We start from the raw sequence: 16,058 nt of genomic DNA on the forward strand, positions 1-16,058 counted from the left end.
AGCGTTCCCGTAAAAAATATTTGTGTGCTGTATAATGATTTGATCATTTCGTTAATGATTGTCTAAAGAATTTTGATAAAATATAGATATTTTAAAAATGCTCTTCCGGGAACTGCATCGCAAAATGAAACTAATATTACATCGCTAAAGCTGCTGTACGAAGATTTAAAGGAGATTAAAATTGTGTTGCTGCAATGGAATATCTCCTGTATAAAAGGAACTTTATCCTAAAAAACTGATGCGACAAATGCTACGATTGCTGAAAATAATGTGTTCAATTTGTTTACCCCTGTTTGCTGCAGCACAGCATCCCGTTACTTTTTTTACCAGGTCAGAAGCCGCCGAACTTAAGAGCGGTATCAATAAATATCCACTGCTTACAGATTCTTACCAGGAGATACGGTCGCAGGTAGATGCATGGATCGGTAAGGACGTAGATGTACCTCAACCGAAAGATCCGGCAGGTGGTTATACACACGAGCGGCATAAAGCCAATTATACATTGATGTTCAACAGCGGTATATTGTATAATATTACCGGTGATGCAAAATACGCCACCCTGGTAAAAAATATTTTACTGAAGTACGCTGTTTTAAATCCTACTTTAAAAAAGCACCCGCAGGCTACCAGCAGTTCGCCGGGCCATATCTTCTGGCAGGCATTGAACGATGCTAACTGGCTCGTGTACACGGGCATGGCTTACGACCTGGTGTATAATTCCTTTTCGGCGTCAGAAAGAAAGACCATTGAAGACGGCGCTTTTAAATCCGAAGTGGATTATTTTACCAAAGACCTGAAGAACTGGTTCAACCTGATACACAATCATGGTGTGTGGGCCTGTGCCGGTGTGGGTATTGTAGGTATTGCCACGAACAATAAAGATTATGTGGACATGGCGCTGTATGGTTCGGAAAAAAATGGCAAGAGCGGTTTTATGGCACAGATGGATGGCCTGTTCTCGCCGGATGGTTATTATACCGAAGGGCCATATTATGTGCGCTACGCCATTCTGCCTTATTATCTTTTTGCCAATGCATTACAGCATGCAAGGCCTGAATTAAAAATATTCCAGCACCGCAACAGTATCTTACAAAAAGCCCTGCTGGCAGGTTTGCAGCAAACAAATATTGACGGTACTTTCTTTCCGCTGAATGATGCGTTGAAAGAAAAGGATTTTACCAGCAACGAACTGGTTACTGCTATCGATATTGCCTGGAGTGTGTACGGCGCTGATAAAGGCTTGCTGACCGTTGCAAAAAAACAGGACAAAGTTTTATTAAGTAAAGGTGGAGCTGCCATTGCAGCCGCGATAGCAGGAACCAAAGATATACCTGCCTATTATCCTTACAAAACGGTGGAATATGTGGATGGTAATAAGGGCGACGAAGGTGGTGTAAGCTTTTTACGCAATGGAAAAGGAAAGGATCTTTCCACGCTGGTGTTTAAATATACTGCACATGGGTTATCGCATGGGCATTTTGATAAACTCAACCTGAATTTGTTTGATAAGGGCAACGAGATACTCACCGATTATGGCTCTGCACGTTTCATCAGTGTGGAACAAAAATATGGGGGTCGTTACCTACCGGAAAACACAGCTTATGCTTCGCAGACCATTGCACATAATACACTGGTGGTGGATGAAGCCAGCCAGTTCAATGCAGATGAAAAATTGGGGGAGCAATTTCATGCCGATAAATTATTCAGTGATGTAAGTAATGACAAGGTGCAGGTGGTTGCGGCTAAAGAAGACAATGCGTATAAGAATATTCATTTACAGCGCACCGAATATTTTTTACAAATACCCGGTGGCAGAAAAATAGTGCTGGATGTATTTAATGTAAATGCTGCAGGCGAACACCAGTATGATCTGCCTTTTCAATACAGCGGCAACCTGATCAGCACGAATTTTAAATACAATTATAACGGCAGCCAGCAGCAGGCATTGGGCAAGAATAATGGCTACCAGTATTTATGGAAAGAAGCAGAAGCCAGTGTTAAAGACAGCATGGCGCAGTTCACTTTTTTAAATCACCGTACTTTTTATTCTATCTCTTCTTTAATAAAGGGTGAAGCAAAAATATTCTTTACCCGTACCGGCGCCGGGGATGCAGATTTTAACCTGCGCAGGGAACCGGCTTATATCATTCGTACCAATGCGGCCAATACGGCTTTTGTGAACGTGATAGAGATACATGGAAGTTTTGATCCTAAAGCAGAGTTCTCTGCCGATTCTTATTCAGCAGTGCAAAAAATTGAGTTGTTACAGAATGACAATGACATTACTGTTGCTGCTGTAACAATCGGAGGTAAACAATTGCTGGTGGCGCAATGCAACAAGGATTTTTCTAAACAAAGTAAACATAGTTATACAACATTTAACTGGACAGGACCTTATGCCGTTTGGTATGATGGCAAAACGCTGCAATAAAAAAATTGAAAATCAAATTAATGAAAATGGAAACTACAGTAACCCAAAAAGTATTTATTGAGAACGCCGATATAGAGTGGCAGGAAATGGCAAAGGGCGTAAGAAGAAAGATCATGGCTTATGATGAAAGGCTGATGGTGGTAAAGGTGGAATTTGAAAGCGGTGGCATCGGTACGCTGCACCAGCATTACCATACACAGATCACGCATATTGAAAGCGGTGTTTTTGAAGTGGAGATCGGCGGAGAGAAAAAAATATTGAAAGCCGGCGATGCTTTTTACATTCCACCTAATGTAATGCACGGTGCTGTTTGTATTGAAGCGGGTGTACTGATAGATGTATTCAGCCCGATGAGAGAAGATTTTATAGCAGCAAAAGAAATATAATTAATAATGAAAAGCCTGTTCCATATCTGCATCATAGCATTATTGGCCTGTAGTAAAAAATCTGTACCGGTGGATGTTGCACCAGCAACATCCAGTACCAGGCTGGTGAATGTGAAAACGTCGACAGAATTAAAAACTGCTTTGGCCAATGCACAGGCAGGAGATGAGATCGTGATGGCCGATGGTACTTACAGTGGCAAGTTTGTAATTGCACCGGGCGTGCATGGTACTGCTGCAAAATCCATTATTCTAAGGGGCAGCAGGAATGCAATTCTTGATGCAGGTGATATCAATACCGGTTATGTATTATACCTGCAATCGGATTTCTGGAACTTGAAAGGTTTTACGATCACCAATGGTTTAAAAGGTTTGATGATCGATGGCGCTCATCATTGTGTAATAGATGGCATTAAGGTATTTAATATTGGCGAAGAAGGTATACACCTGCGTAAATACAGTTCGCATAACACTATTCAAAATGCGGATATCAGTAATACAGGTTTAAAGACCCCTGATTATGGCGAAGGTATCTATATCGGCTCTGCAAAAAATAACTGGGCCACTTATACCAATGGCAATCCTGATCTCTGCGATTCCAATCTCATTTATAAAAATACGATCGGTCCCAATGTAGCGGCAGAATGTATTGACGTAAAAGAAGGCACAACCGGTGGTATCATCCGCGAAAATAGTTTTAACGCTACAGGTATTACCGGCGCCAACAGTGGTGACAGCTGGATAGATGTAAAAGGTAATTATACTTTGATAGAAAGTAATCATGGCACCAACCCCGGTGGCAGCATTTTTAAAGATGGGTACCAGGTGCATTGCGCAGTGTCTGGTTGGGGCAATTACAACGAATTTAAAAATAACAACTGCGTGGTGAATGCTACAGGATATGGTTTTAATGTGCAGCTGAGCGGTAGCAACGGCACCACTACAGGTAATAAAGTGTACAGCAATAATACAGTAACGGGAGCAGCAGCCGGTGTGGCCAATATCCCGTTAAGTAATTAATCAATGGTTCAGGCTTGCATATGAAAATTAAAGGACTAAGATGGTGGATCATAGGGCTGATCGGTGTATCAACGGTCATTAATTATATTGACCGGAGTGCCATCAATATCATGTGGCCTTATATATACAAAGAGTTTGGTATTGCCGATGCTAATAATAAAGAAGCACTGGCTTATATCACCACTTTCTTCATGTTCGCTTATGCCGTTGGCCAGACTGTAACCGGTAAGATGATGGATGCGATCGGCACACGCCTGGGTATGAGTATTTCGATTGCCTGCTGGAGTGTTTCCATTGCATTGCATGCTGTTGCAAGATCATTGACATCATTCAGTATATTCCGTGCACTCTTAGGCGTTAGTGAAGCGGGTAACTGGCCGGGCGCTACCAAGAGCAACGCAGAATGGTTCCCGGCAAGGGAAAGAGCTATTGCACAAGGCATATTTGGCGCCGGCGCTTCGCTGGGAGGTGTGGTGGCGGCCCCTATCATTGCAGGCTTGTACCTGTCGTTTGGATGGCGCGGCACTTTTGTAGGTATCGGTGTGCTGGGTTTTTTATGGATCATTCCCTGGCTGTGGGTGAATAAAGCAACACCGGATAAACATGCCTGGATCACCAAAGAAGAACAGGACCATATACTGGATGCAGCAGATGAAAAAGTGGTGGCTATGGATACAAGGGTATACAGCTGGACAGAATTATTACAATTTAAAAATACATGGGGCATCATTACATCCCGGTTCTTTATCGATCCTGTGTGGTGGATGTTCCTTACGTGGTTGCCTACTTTTTTAAAGGAACAATTTCAATTTGATATTAAACAGGTAGGAGCATTTGCATGGCTGCCCTATTTGTTTGCAGCGATAGGAGGATTACTGGGAGGTTTTTATTCCTCTACATTGATCAAATACGGCATGCCTGCGGTAAAGGCAAGAAAGAGAGCGATCACTATCGGTTGTGTGCTGATGTTACTGAGTTTGTGCGCCACCGTTTTTTACCTGGATCATTTGAAGGAACAGGTAGACCTGGCGCTGGTATTGATCGGTACCACATTATTCGGTTTCCAGTTTCTCATAAATAATTTACAAACATTGCCATCTGATTATTTCAATGGTAAGAATGTAGGAACAGTCTCAGGCATGGGAGGAACAGCGGCGGTTGCAGGAACTATAATCATCACATTATTGGTTCCTGTGATCACCAAAACGGGTTACAGTTCATTTTTTATACTGGGGGCAGTGATGGTACCGGCATCGTGGTTGTGCATCAGCTTTATTGCATCTAAAAAGAAAATATAAACGATCAATTGCTTTAAAATTTTTACTCTAAACGTTGTTATATGAAAAGAATTCTATTCTTCAGCCTGTTATTGATAACCGTTGCAGGTTATAGCCAGACAACTTATTACTGGGTGGGTGGCACTGCTTCCACCAGCTTTACTTCCAATGCTAACTGGAATACGTTACAGAATGGCACCGGCACTACCCGTGCTGCTGTAGCTACGAATGATATATTGATCATTGATGGTGCTAATATCGGCGGCACAGTACCTACCACCGGTACCGTAAATGCCACGGCTACTTCTACCAGCTTTGGGCAATTGAAGATACAGAACGGTGCCGTGGTGAATATCGGCCGTTCTGCTGCGGGTAGTGCGGCGCTCACTGTAAATGGCGATGCCACTACAGGAGACGATCTTGTTGTGGGTGCAGGCTGTACACTTACTTTAGGTTCGGCCATCTATAATTATGATGTATCCGTGGTGGTGGCATCAGGCGCTACTGCGCTTATCAGTGGTACCGTTTATTTAAGCCCCTTGTCAACGTCGGTGCATACACGCAGTTATATAACAGCTGCGGCTGCCAATAGCGTGGTATTTGCTTCCGGCGCTGTATGTCATATAACGGATTCCACCGCCACATCGGGTTTCAATGCTTCGGTACAAGATGGTGTGCTATTTAAATCTGGCGCATCATTGTATTATTATACCGGCCGCAGTCCAATAGGCAGTAACTCTACCACGCAGTTCACCAATTTTGAACCGGGCAGTAATTTATATTTCATGCGCACCAATAACAGCTACCTGGATGCAACCGCTTATGCCAGCTCTTCCTGGAATAACCGTAAAGCCCTGGGTAATGTGTATATACAAAATGGCGCTACGTTTACAGCAGATGGCCCTTCGGACAGAATTGATAATTTAACAATTGATAATGGCTGTACATTCATCACACACACCAGCGGCGTTACACCTGTATTAGGTAACCTGGTAGTGAATGGTACATTGAACGGACCTGCGGGCAGTACCAATGCCATCGTGATGGGCGGCAATACAGCACAAACTATTTCCGGCACCGGCACTATCGATCTGCCTTTATTGACAGTGGCCAATTACAGCGATGTAACGCTTGCAAGAACCGTGAACGTTGTAGGCAGCGGTACCGATGTTTTGGGTAAAATTAATTTTGGTACCACCAATCAACTCACCGGGCCGGGTACTTTTACTTCTAAAGTAAATATAACCGCCGCAAGTGTAACAGGTAATACCGTAGCAGGTTCTTACAGGATAACTGTTACCAGTGGAACATTGACAGGCAATACCGGTTTAAAAGTTACGGGCAACGGCCTGGCTGCCAATACCAATGTAACCGGGTTTTCGGTAGCCAATGCAGTAGTGTTATTATCAAAACCTGCCACCGCTACTGTAACGGGTGCTACTTTTACTTTCAGCAGTGATACTGCCACGCTGGTAACAGCACATGTTAATGGAATGGATACTTTAACAGGTAGTGTAATCGTTACCGGTAGTAAAAGCTTCCAGGCGGGAACGAATTATATCATCAACGGCGCCACCAGCAAACCATTTGGTATCAGCACCGGTTCCACCAATACATTGATCGATGCAGGTTTTGTTGAGATCAATGCAGCAGTTACTGTTAACCGCGGCATGAATATTTACAATCACCTGCTGGTGAATGGAAAAGTTACTTTACGTCCATTAGATACTGTTCATATAAAACCAGGCGCTGCCATTACAGGTGCATTTGGCGCCACTAAATATATTGCGGCTGATTACAATGCCGGTACCGGTGTGCAGAGCATTATACAATACGATGCGATGGCTGCATCCACCACCTTGCCTATTGGCACTGTTAATTATTATTTACCGGTTACTTTAAATCCTGCTGCAGCATCTGATTTTGCCGTGGCTGCTTTTGAAGGCATCACTTCCAATGGTACTATTACCGGCACAGCTTTAACTGCAACACAAAAGCAACAGGTGGTGAATGCAGTATGGAATATCAACCGTATTAATGGCAGCGGCAATGCAACTGTACAACTCGGCTGGAATGCTGCTTTGGAAGGTTCTACTTTTACCACGCTGGCGAATACGGATATCGGCTTAATAAAAAATAACGGTACTTCCTGGGATGCGCCCATTGGCACCGGTGATAATACTGCCAATACTGTAACGGCGAGTGTAAGCAGCTTTGGATCATTCAGTGCGGGTGCAGTGCCACAGGTAAATCCTTTTATATTCAATGCGCTGCCTGTTAAAACTTACGGCAATGCAGATTTTAATGGCGGCGCCACCAGTTTAAACACTACACAACCAATTGTGTACAGCAGCAGTAATCCTGCAGTGGCCACCATTGTTTCGGGTAATATTCATATTACCGGGGCAGGCACAGCAGATATCACTGCATCGCAGGCGAGCGATGGTTTTTACCCGGCAGCCAGTGTTACCAGGACACTTACAGTGAATAAAGCTGCTTTGACCATCAAGGCCAATGACCTGGTAAAATTTGAAGGGCAGGTAAACCCAACACTAACGGTAACGTATACCGGATTTGTGCTGAGCGAAACAAATGCGGTACTGCTTACGCAACCAACGGTTACCACTACTGCTACCACTGCATCTGTGCCGGGCACTTATCCCATCACTGTTACAGGCGCTACTGCAGCTAATTATACCATTACACAAACCAATGGTGTATTGACTGTGCAGGCTAAACAAAACCAGACCATCACTTTTGCAGCGCCAGCCACCAAAACCTATGGCAACGCAGATTTTGCACACAACGCTAGCAGTACCAACAGCACCATACCTGTTACACTGGTAAGCAGCAATACTGCGGTGGCTACCATTGTGGGTAATAATATTCATATTGTGGGCGCTGGTACCAGCACTATCACTGCATCGCAGGCAGGTAATGTGGGTTATTTCCCTGCGGCGGACGTTGTAAGAACACTTACGGTGAATAAAGCTGCACTGGCCATTAAAGTGCGTGATACCACCCGTAATTTCGGCACGGCCAATCCTGCATTCACTATTACGTATACCGGTTTTGTACTGGGCGAAACAGCGGCTAATCTTACCACACCTGCTACTGTAAGCACAATTGCAACGATCAGTTCAGCACCGGGGTATTACAACCTTTCATTGCAGGGAGCTACTTCTTCCAACTATGCTATTACCAATACTGATGGCAAACTCACTGTTTTACCTGCTTCGGGTACAGCAACACCGTATATCAATTTATACATGAGCAATAAAACAGCGGTAACGGTACGGTTGTATTCTCCAGAACCTGCATTGGCGGATATCATCCTGTACAATATGTCTGGCCAGCCGCTGCGCAAGAAAAATGTATTCCTGCCGGTGGGCTTCAGTAACACGGATATTGATGTGACCTTATTACCTGCAGGTGTGTATGCAGTTCGTGTGATCGGTAAAGGCATTACTGTTGCCATTGATCTTGGAAAAGCAATTACTATTTTAAAATAATCAAGCCATGAAGAAATACCTGTGTTTTACTGCGGCCATTGTGTTGTGCTATACAATAGCAAAAGCGCAGCAGCCTTTCACTTATTCGGTTGATATGAAGGCCCTGGAAAAAAATAAAGGAAAGATCAATGCAAAGGATGCATCCATAATACCAGCCTATAAGCAATTGATAAAAGATGCAGACAAGGCGTTGGATTTTGGTCCTGTAAGTGTGATGGAAAAAAAGAATGATCCACCCAGTGGAGACAAACATGATTACATGAGCCTGGCGCCTTATTACTGGCCTGATCCTGCAAAGCCGAACGGTTTGCCTTATATCCGCAAAGATGGCAAGACGAATCCTGAAGTGAAGGACTATAAGGATAAAGAGTATATGCCCAAACTATGTGAAGTAGTGAACACGTTAGGACTTGCTTATTATTATTCAGGCGAAAATAAATATGCAGCGCATGCAGCAAAATTAATGCGGGTATGGTTTTTAGATAAAGCGACCCGGATGAATCCCAACCTGAATTATTCACAAGCCATGAAGGGCAGCAATGATGGCAGGGGAGCAGGTTTGATCGATTCCAGGCATTTTATAAAAGTGGTGGATGCCATTGGTTTGATACAGGGGTCATCTTCCTGGAGCAAAGAAGATAACAGCGGTATGCAACAATGGTTCAGCGATTTTTTGAACTGGATGCAAACCAGTAAGAATGGGATGGATGAAATGAATGCCAAGAATAATCATGGCGACTGGTACGATGCACAACGCTTATCACTCGCTTTATTTACAGGCAATACTGCACTGGCGGATAAGATCATTGTGAATGCAGAAGGAAGACTGGACAAACAAATGGATGAATCGGGCATGTTCCCCCTGGAAATGGAACGCACCACTTCGCTGCATTATACCGGATTTGCCATTGAAGCTTTTTTCAATATTGCGCAGATGGCGGAGACAAGGAATATTGATTTCTGGAATTATGTTTCTCCATCGGGCAAATCGCTGAAAAGAGCATTTGATGTGTATTACCCTTATATCTCTAAAGAAAAAGCATGGACAGGCCCGCAGATAAAAGATTTTGATTTTGAAGAAGGGTATCCATTGATGATCGCGGCAGCTAAAAAATTCAATTGCAAAACATGTACTGCTGCTGTAAAAAATATTGCTGCGGATAAAGCAGGCCGGTTGCGTATAAAATTATTAACGGATATTAATTTTTAAATTCTATAAACGACTGTTATGAAAAAAATGTATTGCTTGCTGATTGTGCCCCTGCTGTTGCTGGCGGGCCAGGGCATGGCGCAAAATAAAGTGATCACCGGTAAGGTGACCAATAAGGACACCGGTAAGCCAATGGAGGGAGTGAACGTTTTGGCCGATAAACAAAAGACCGGCGCCATTACCAAGGCAGATGGCACTTATTCCATTACGGTAAATAAAAAAGCAACGGTGTTGATATTCTCTTATGTTGGTTTTGCAACACAGAATGTGCTGGTGGGAGAAAGAACGGCTGTTGATGTAATATTGGTTCCTTCCATTACCACAACGGATGAAGTGGTGGTGATCGGTTATGGTACGCAGAAAAAATCGAGCGTGACCGGCGCCGTATCAAAATATAAAAATGAAAAAATGGATGAATCGCCGGTATCACGTTTGGACCAGGCGTTGCAGGGAAAGATCGCCGGTGTTCAGGTACAGAACACTTCATCAGAAGCGGGCAGTGATCCCAGGGTACAGGTGCGTGGTGTGAGCTCAATAAATGCAGGGCAATCGCCATTAGTGGTAGTGGATGGGCATCCTGTTCCTGATGGATTGGCATTTGTAAATATGTCGGATGTAGAATCGGTGGAAGTATTGAAAGATGCGGCTTCTGCTGCCATATATGGCTCAAGAGGCGGCAGCGGTGTGATACTTATTACCACCAAGAGCGGTAAATCGGAAAAAACAAAATACAATTTTAAAACTTCCTGGGGTACAAAGAACCCGTACAAAGTGTACGATATTATGACCACCACTGAATACACCAACCTGTTGTATTATGAAGCTGCATTACGCTTTGCAGACACAGGATGGAGAAATTATGCCACCACTGCACAGATCAATGCAAAGGGTAATCTTGCTTCGAGCGCAGAAAAAGCGGCTTACTTATTAGAGAACGGCTTGAATGGCGGTTATGCAACCGACTGGCAGGACGCTGCTTTGAGAACAGCGCAATTGAAAAATGTGGAACTGAATGTTTCGGGCGGTAATGCGGCTACTAAATATTATCTCTCCGGTTCTTATCAAAACGACCAGGGTATGATCAAACACAGTGAGTATGAGCGATTCAATGTTCGAAGTAAAGTGAATATCACGTTGAGTAAAAAAATGAAACTCAACCTGAATATCAACCCATCTTATTTTACAAGAGAAAGGCCTTCCACCAACTTTACGGATTTTACAAGGGTGTCATCTTACCTGCCTTTAACATTGAATGCAGCACAGATCGCTTTTGTTACACAAAACCCTGCGAACGCCGGATTAGTAGTGGGAGATTTTGCACAACCAAGGGTATTCAATGATCTGCCGTACAGCGGACTGATGCCGGATGGTACAGTTTTCACCAACCCCGCAGGTACAGCCATCTCTATCAGCAGCAGCGCCAACAACTCGCCGTATTCAATTTTACAAACAGAAAAAATAACCACTAAGGATTACAGGATAATGACATCGGCAGATCTTACTTATACGATCCTGCCGGGATTGAACTTTAAAACTTTATTGAGCGCTTACCTGGATTATACCAAGGGCCTTGATTTCTCCAAAAGTAATTCCAGTGCAGCCGGTGCACCCAGCAAAGGCATTTATACAGACAGAAATTATTTTGACCTGCTGAATGAAAATACATTCACCTACAATAAACAGATCAAAGATCATTCAATAGAAGTACTAGCAGGTTTTACTGCACAAAAAACAAGGATCGATAACCAGCAGATAACTGCCACGAATTTTATCAGTGATAATATCACTACGTTGAACACGGCTTTAAGTATATCGCAGGATCCTTCGCTTACTTATAATACAATCACCAAGGTGGGCTTATTGTCTTATCTCGGCCGTATCAATTACAGTTTTGAGAGCAAATATTTATTGTCTGCAAGTTTCAGGGCGGATGGCAGTTCTAAATTTGCACCCGGCAAAAAATGGGGCTATTTCCCTTCTGTATCTGTAGGCTGGATAGCCAGTAAAGAAAAATTCTTACAGGATGTAAGATGGATCGATAACCTGAAACTAAGAGGAAGTTATGGTGCAGTGGGTAACAATAATATTGCAGATTACTACTGGCTTGATCAGCTGTTTTTAGCTAATTACCCAACAGGCACCGGTACCGGCACCTCCACACTGGGTGTTGCGCCATCAACAACTATTCTTTCTAATCCCAATATCGGCTGGGAAAGAACTTTTTCATACAATGGCGGTATCGATCTTACCATGTTTAAAAATGCTGTTACCATTGGCCTGGATGTATATCAATCCAAAACCGATCGTTTATTATTACTGCAGGCAGCAATGGGAATAACGGGTGTTCCACAGGTGATCAATAATATCGGAAGGTTGCAGAACAATGGTATCGAGCTGGAAATTTCCACCAATAACTACCGTTCTAAAAATTTCAGGTGGTCAACATCTGCCAACATCTCTCATGTAAAAAATAAATTACTGCAATTGGGTAACGAAACACAATTACTCAATACCGGTGAAAGGCTGGATGGTTACCTGAACCAGGTAGGCGGACCATTGATACAATATTATGGTTTAAAAACAGACGGCATCTGGTTATCACAAGCGGATGTGAATGCAGCGATCGCTAAAGGACAAACCAGTTCGCTTTCAGGATATTTTACACCCGGCGCTTTGAAATTTAAAGACATCAATGGCGACAATGTAATTGACCTGAATGACAGAACGGTGATCGGTAATCCTTATCCTGATTTTACCTGGGGCATTACCAACAACTTTAATTTTTATGGACTGGACCTGAGCTTCACCTTCCAGGGTGTGCAGGGTGGACAGATGATGAATGGCGATGGATTTTATAATGAGGCAAGAAAATACAACAGGGCCTTTAATAACAACCGCTGGATAAGTCCTGCCAATCCCGGCGATGGCAAGACACCTTATTTCACCAACGGTTATACCAATGCATGGACGCAAAGTGATTACCTGATCACCAGCGCTTCTTACTGGGCATTGCGTGAAGTGATAGTTGGTTATACTGTTCCAACAAAAGGTATTAAACGCATGAAGCTGACTTCGGCACGTTTTTATGCTTCTTTACAAAACCTGTACTATCATTTCCCTAAGGGTTATGTGGGCCTGAATCCTGAAGCAAGGAGCACAGCCGGCACTTACTCGTCACCGTTACTGGATGGTTACCAGCGTGGTGCCTTCCCCATTAACCGTTCTGTATTAATAGGGCTTGACCTGAATTTCTAATTTTAAAAAGTTATTTTATGAAATATATCATCGTCTTATTATCACTTACAGTATTTGTTTCCTGTAAAAAGGTAATTGACCTGTATCCTGAGTCCAACCTCAACAGCGGCACTTATTATACCACTGCTGCTGAAGTGCAGACAGGTTTGAACGGTTGCTACAATGCTTTGCAAAAACCCATGCTGTACGAATGGCAGGTAACGGAGCTGCGCAGCGACAATACAGATATGGGCGTTCCTTCGAGTAACAATACCACCAACCGCGACCTGAGCGACCTGGATGAATTCATTCCCTCCACCGGGCATGCAGCCGTATACAGTTACTGGATCAATACTTATTTTGTGATCCGTAACTGTAATATCATTCTGCAAAACCTGGGCGTGGCTTATAATCCAGCCAATGGCTCTTTTACTTTAAGCCCTATCAATATCAACATTTCTGATTCGCTGAGAAAACAATATGCAGGCGAAGCAATGGTGTTAAGGGCCAACAGTTATTTTAACCTGGCCCGTTTATTCGGCGGTGTGTTCCTGATCCATACACCTGTTACAGCAGATGAAGCAAAAACGATTAACCGCTCCCCGGTAGATGATATTTATAAACTGATCAAAGCAGATCTTACTACCGCTTCAGGATATTTAAGCGCTTTAAAATACGCACAGGTACCGGCTGCCAGTGCAGGCAAAGTGAATGCGTGGACCGCAAAAGGATTACTTGCAAAAGTGTTCCTTACACTGGGCGATAAAGCAAGTGCTATTCCATTGTTGCAGGATGTGATCACCAACAGCGGCTACTCATTACAGTCCAGTTATGCCAATGTTTTTTCCATCAGTAACGAAATGAACAGCGAGATCATGTTTGCGGTGCGTTACAAAGCAGGTAACCTTGGCCTGGGTTCCGCCTTTGGTAACTACTTTGCGCCATTGGGCAGTGGTTCTGCAGTTATAAATGGTTCCGGCCTGGGATACAATTACCCTACCAACGATATTGACACTGCACTAACAGTGGCGGATGCACGCAAAAATGTAAGTATGGGATCTTATAGTACTTCCAAACTGCTGTATGTAAAAAAATTCCTTACACCTGTTGCTACTGCCAACGATGGAGAGAGTGACTGGCCTGTATTGCGCTATGCAGATATTATCTTAATGATGGCCGAAGCGCAGGGTTATACACCTGCCAGCATCGCGTTGATCAACCAGGTAAGGGTGCGTACCGGCCTGGGCGACTTACCGGCTTCTGTAAATTCGGTTGCCAGTTTTGAAAAAGCATTAGCGGATGAAAGAAAACTGGAATTTACTTTCGAGAACCAGCGCTGGTTCGACCTGGTGCGTTTTAATAAAACGATGACCACCATTACGGCCGAGCAAACCATGAAGGATCATTTTACAAAAGAGTTTGCCAATCATTACTCACAATACAGTCCTGTTGTTCCGTTGGCAACACTGCTTACGTACATCACCACCAATAAATTGCTGTTGCCTATTCCGCAGCACGAAATTGATACCAATTCGCAATTGACGATTGCGCAAAACCCCGGGTATTAATGAATAATTGAATAATGAATAATTAATAATTTGATGATGAAAAAACTATTTGTTGTTGTATTGATGATGATGTCGGTAAATGTATTTGCACAGGATGCAGATACTACTGCAAAACCGGTGGAATATCCTGCGGGATATGAAGCACAATTAAATGTAGTGTACACAAAAGTTAAAGACTGGGAAGGAAAGATGGACCTCTATATTGCTCCTAAGGCCGCAAAGCCTACAGCAATTGTGATCAATATACATGGTGGCGGATGGAACCATGGTACCAAGGAATCACAAACCGGCTTCAGTACTTTTTTTAAAATGGGTTATGCGGTTGCTAATATGGAGTATCGTTTAACACCACAGGCCACCGCACCTGCTGCAGTGGAAGATACCCGCTGCGCCCTCATCTATATCATCAAAAATGCCAAGGCGCTGAATATTGATGTAAATAAGATCGTGATCATGGGAGGCAGTGCCGGCGGGCATTTGGCGCTGATGGGCGGTTTGCTCGGCAATGATCATCGATTTGATGGCAATTGCCCCGGAGTGGAAAATATAAAGGTGGCAGCCATCATTGATAAATATGGTATCACCGATGTATGGGACTGGGGTTATGGAAAAAATATCACCAGCAAATCGGCCACCAACTGGCTGGGCGCTTATGCAAAAGACGAAAAATTTGCACAATCTGTTTCACCAATTTATTATGTGAATAAGAATAGCCCACCAACATTTATCGTGCATGGCGATGCTGACCCCACTGTGCCTTACCAGCAATCGGTGGCGCTGCATAAAAAGTTTTTGGATGCGGGTGTTAAAACACAGTTCATGACGGTGGAAGGTGGGCTGCATGGAAAATTTCCGAAAGAAAAGAATTCGGATGTGAATAAAGCGATCGCCAACTTTTTGAAAGAGCTGGGCCTTGGTGGCAACTGATCTTTCACCATAAGCAAAAACGCAAAAAAACAAATATCCCACTTGCAAAGGTGGGATATTTTGTTAAGGATATTGCAACACTGCATTACTGCTATAACAGTGTATAGAGTTTCACTGTGGTTTGCCCGGTTTTATTAAACGTTCCAGCAACGAAATGCCTGCGGAGCGTATGTTTCCGGCGTTCTTGTTAACAATGCCTGCTACGGAAAGTTCAACAAGATTGCCTACTACTTTTTTGAATTTATTTTGTTTTCCTCCCGGAATTATTTTTTTAGATAAATAACCAGCTGCCGCACCAATCGAAGCATCGATCAGATCATCTGTAAAATGCAGGCTGTCGTTGTGCCTGTTCAATAATCTTTTTACCAGGTTAGCAGGTTTAATGCTTTCATACATATCATTCACCTGTTCTCTCAGTTCTTCCTGCTGCAGATCGGCCTTTGTTTTTAAATGTGCAATGGCGGCGGTTAACTGGCTGCTGTTGGTAATGGGCATA

10 protein-coding genes are annotated in these 16,058 nt (G+C 43.4%); 9 read left to right on the plus strand and 1 reads right to left on the minus strand.

The features are described from left to right. Positions 1-268 precede the first annotated feature (268 nt). Genes QM738_RS11445 through QM738_RS11485 form a run of 9 tightly spaced genes read left to right on the plus strand, consistent with a single transcriptional unit; the run spans position 269 to position 15,562 of the window. The gene (locus QM738_RS11445; protein WP_462276851.1) at positions 269-2,431 is read left to right on the plus strand and encodes a heparinase II/III domain-containing protein; all 2,163 of its coding nucleotides are present in this window, start codon (positions 269-271) and stop codon (positions 2,429-2,431) included. Positions 2,432-2,457: 26 nt separating this feature from the next. Next, positions 2,458-2,817, plus strand: a complete 360-nt coding sequence (locus QM738_RS11450; protein WP_462276852.1) for a cupin domain-containing protein — start codon at positions 2,458-2,460, stop codon at positions 2,815-2,817. 6 nt (positions 2,818-2,823) lie between these two features. Further along, complete coding sequence (locus QM738_RS11455) at positions 2,824-3,834, plus strand: right-handed parallel beta-helix repeat-containing protein (RefSeq protein ID WP_462276853.1); 1,011 nt, start codon at positions 2,824-2,826, stop codon at positions 3,832-3,834. 20 nt (positions 3,835-3,854) lie between these two features. Continuing rightward, positions 3,855-5,132, plus strand: a complete 1,278-nt coding sequence (locus QM738_RS11460) for an MFS transporter (protein WP_462276854.1) — start codon at positions 3,855-3,857, stop codon at positions 5,130-5,132. 41 nt (positions 5,133-5,173) lie between these two features. Beyond that, positions 5,174-8,623, plus strand: a complete 3,450-nt coding sequence (locus tag QM738_RS11465; protein ID WP_462276855.1) for a beta strand repeat-containing protein — start codon at positions 5,174-5,176, stop codon at positions 8,621-8,623. 7 nt (positions 8,624-8,630) lie between these two features. Then, positions 8,631-9,833 (plus strand): alginate lyase family protein, encoded by a 1,203-nt coding sequence (locus QM738_RS11470; protein WP_462276856.1) that lies wholly within the window; start codon positions 8,631-8,633, stop codon positions 9,831-9,833. 18 nt (positions 9,834-9,851) lie between these two features. After that, entirely contained in the window at positions 9,852-13,088 is a 3,237-nt protein-coding gene (locus QM738_RS11475; RefSeq protein ID WP_462276857.1) for a SusC/RagA family TonB-linked outer membrane protein, read from the plus strand. A gap of 17 nt (positions 13,089-13,105) precedes the next feature. Further along, positions 13,106-14,635 (plus strand): RagB/SusD family nutrient uptake outer membrane protein, encoded by a 1,530-nt coding sequence (locus tag QM738_RS11480; protein WP_462276858.1) that lies wholly within the window; start codon positions 13,106-13,108, stop codon positions 14,633-14,635. A 36-nt stretch (positions 14,636-14,671) separates the two neighbouring features. Next, complete coding sequence (locus QM738_RS11485; RefSeq protein ID WP_462276859.1) at positions 14,672-15,562, plus strand: alpha/beta hydrolase fold domain-containing protein; 891 nt, start codon at positions 14,672-14,674, stop codon at positions 15,560-15,562. A 111-nt stretch (positions 15,563-15,673) separates the two neighbouring features. Here the strand turns inward: QM738_RS11485 and QM738_RS11490 are convergent, their stop codons facing one another. After that, positions 15,674-16,057, minus strand: coding sequence for a hypothetical protein (locus QM738_RS11490; RefSeq protein WP_462276860.1), 384 nt, complete (start codon positions 16,055-16,057; stop codon positions 15,674-15,676). Position 16,058: the final 1 nt, after the last annotated feature.

The sequence above is a fragment of the Ferruginibacter sp. genome (assembly GCF_049840995.1).
GTDB lineage: Bacteria > Bacteroidota > Bacteroidia > Chitinophagales > Chitinophagaceae > Ferruginibacter.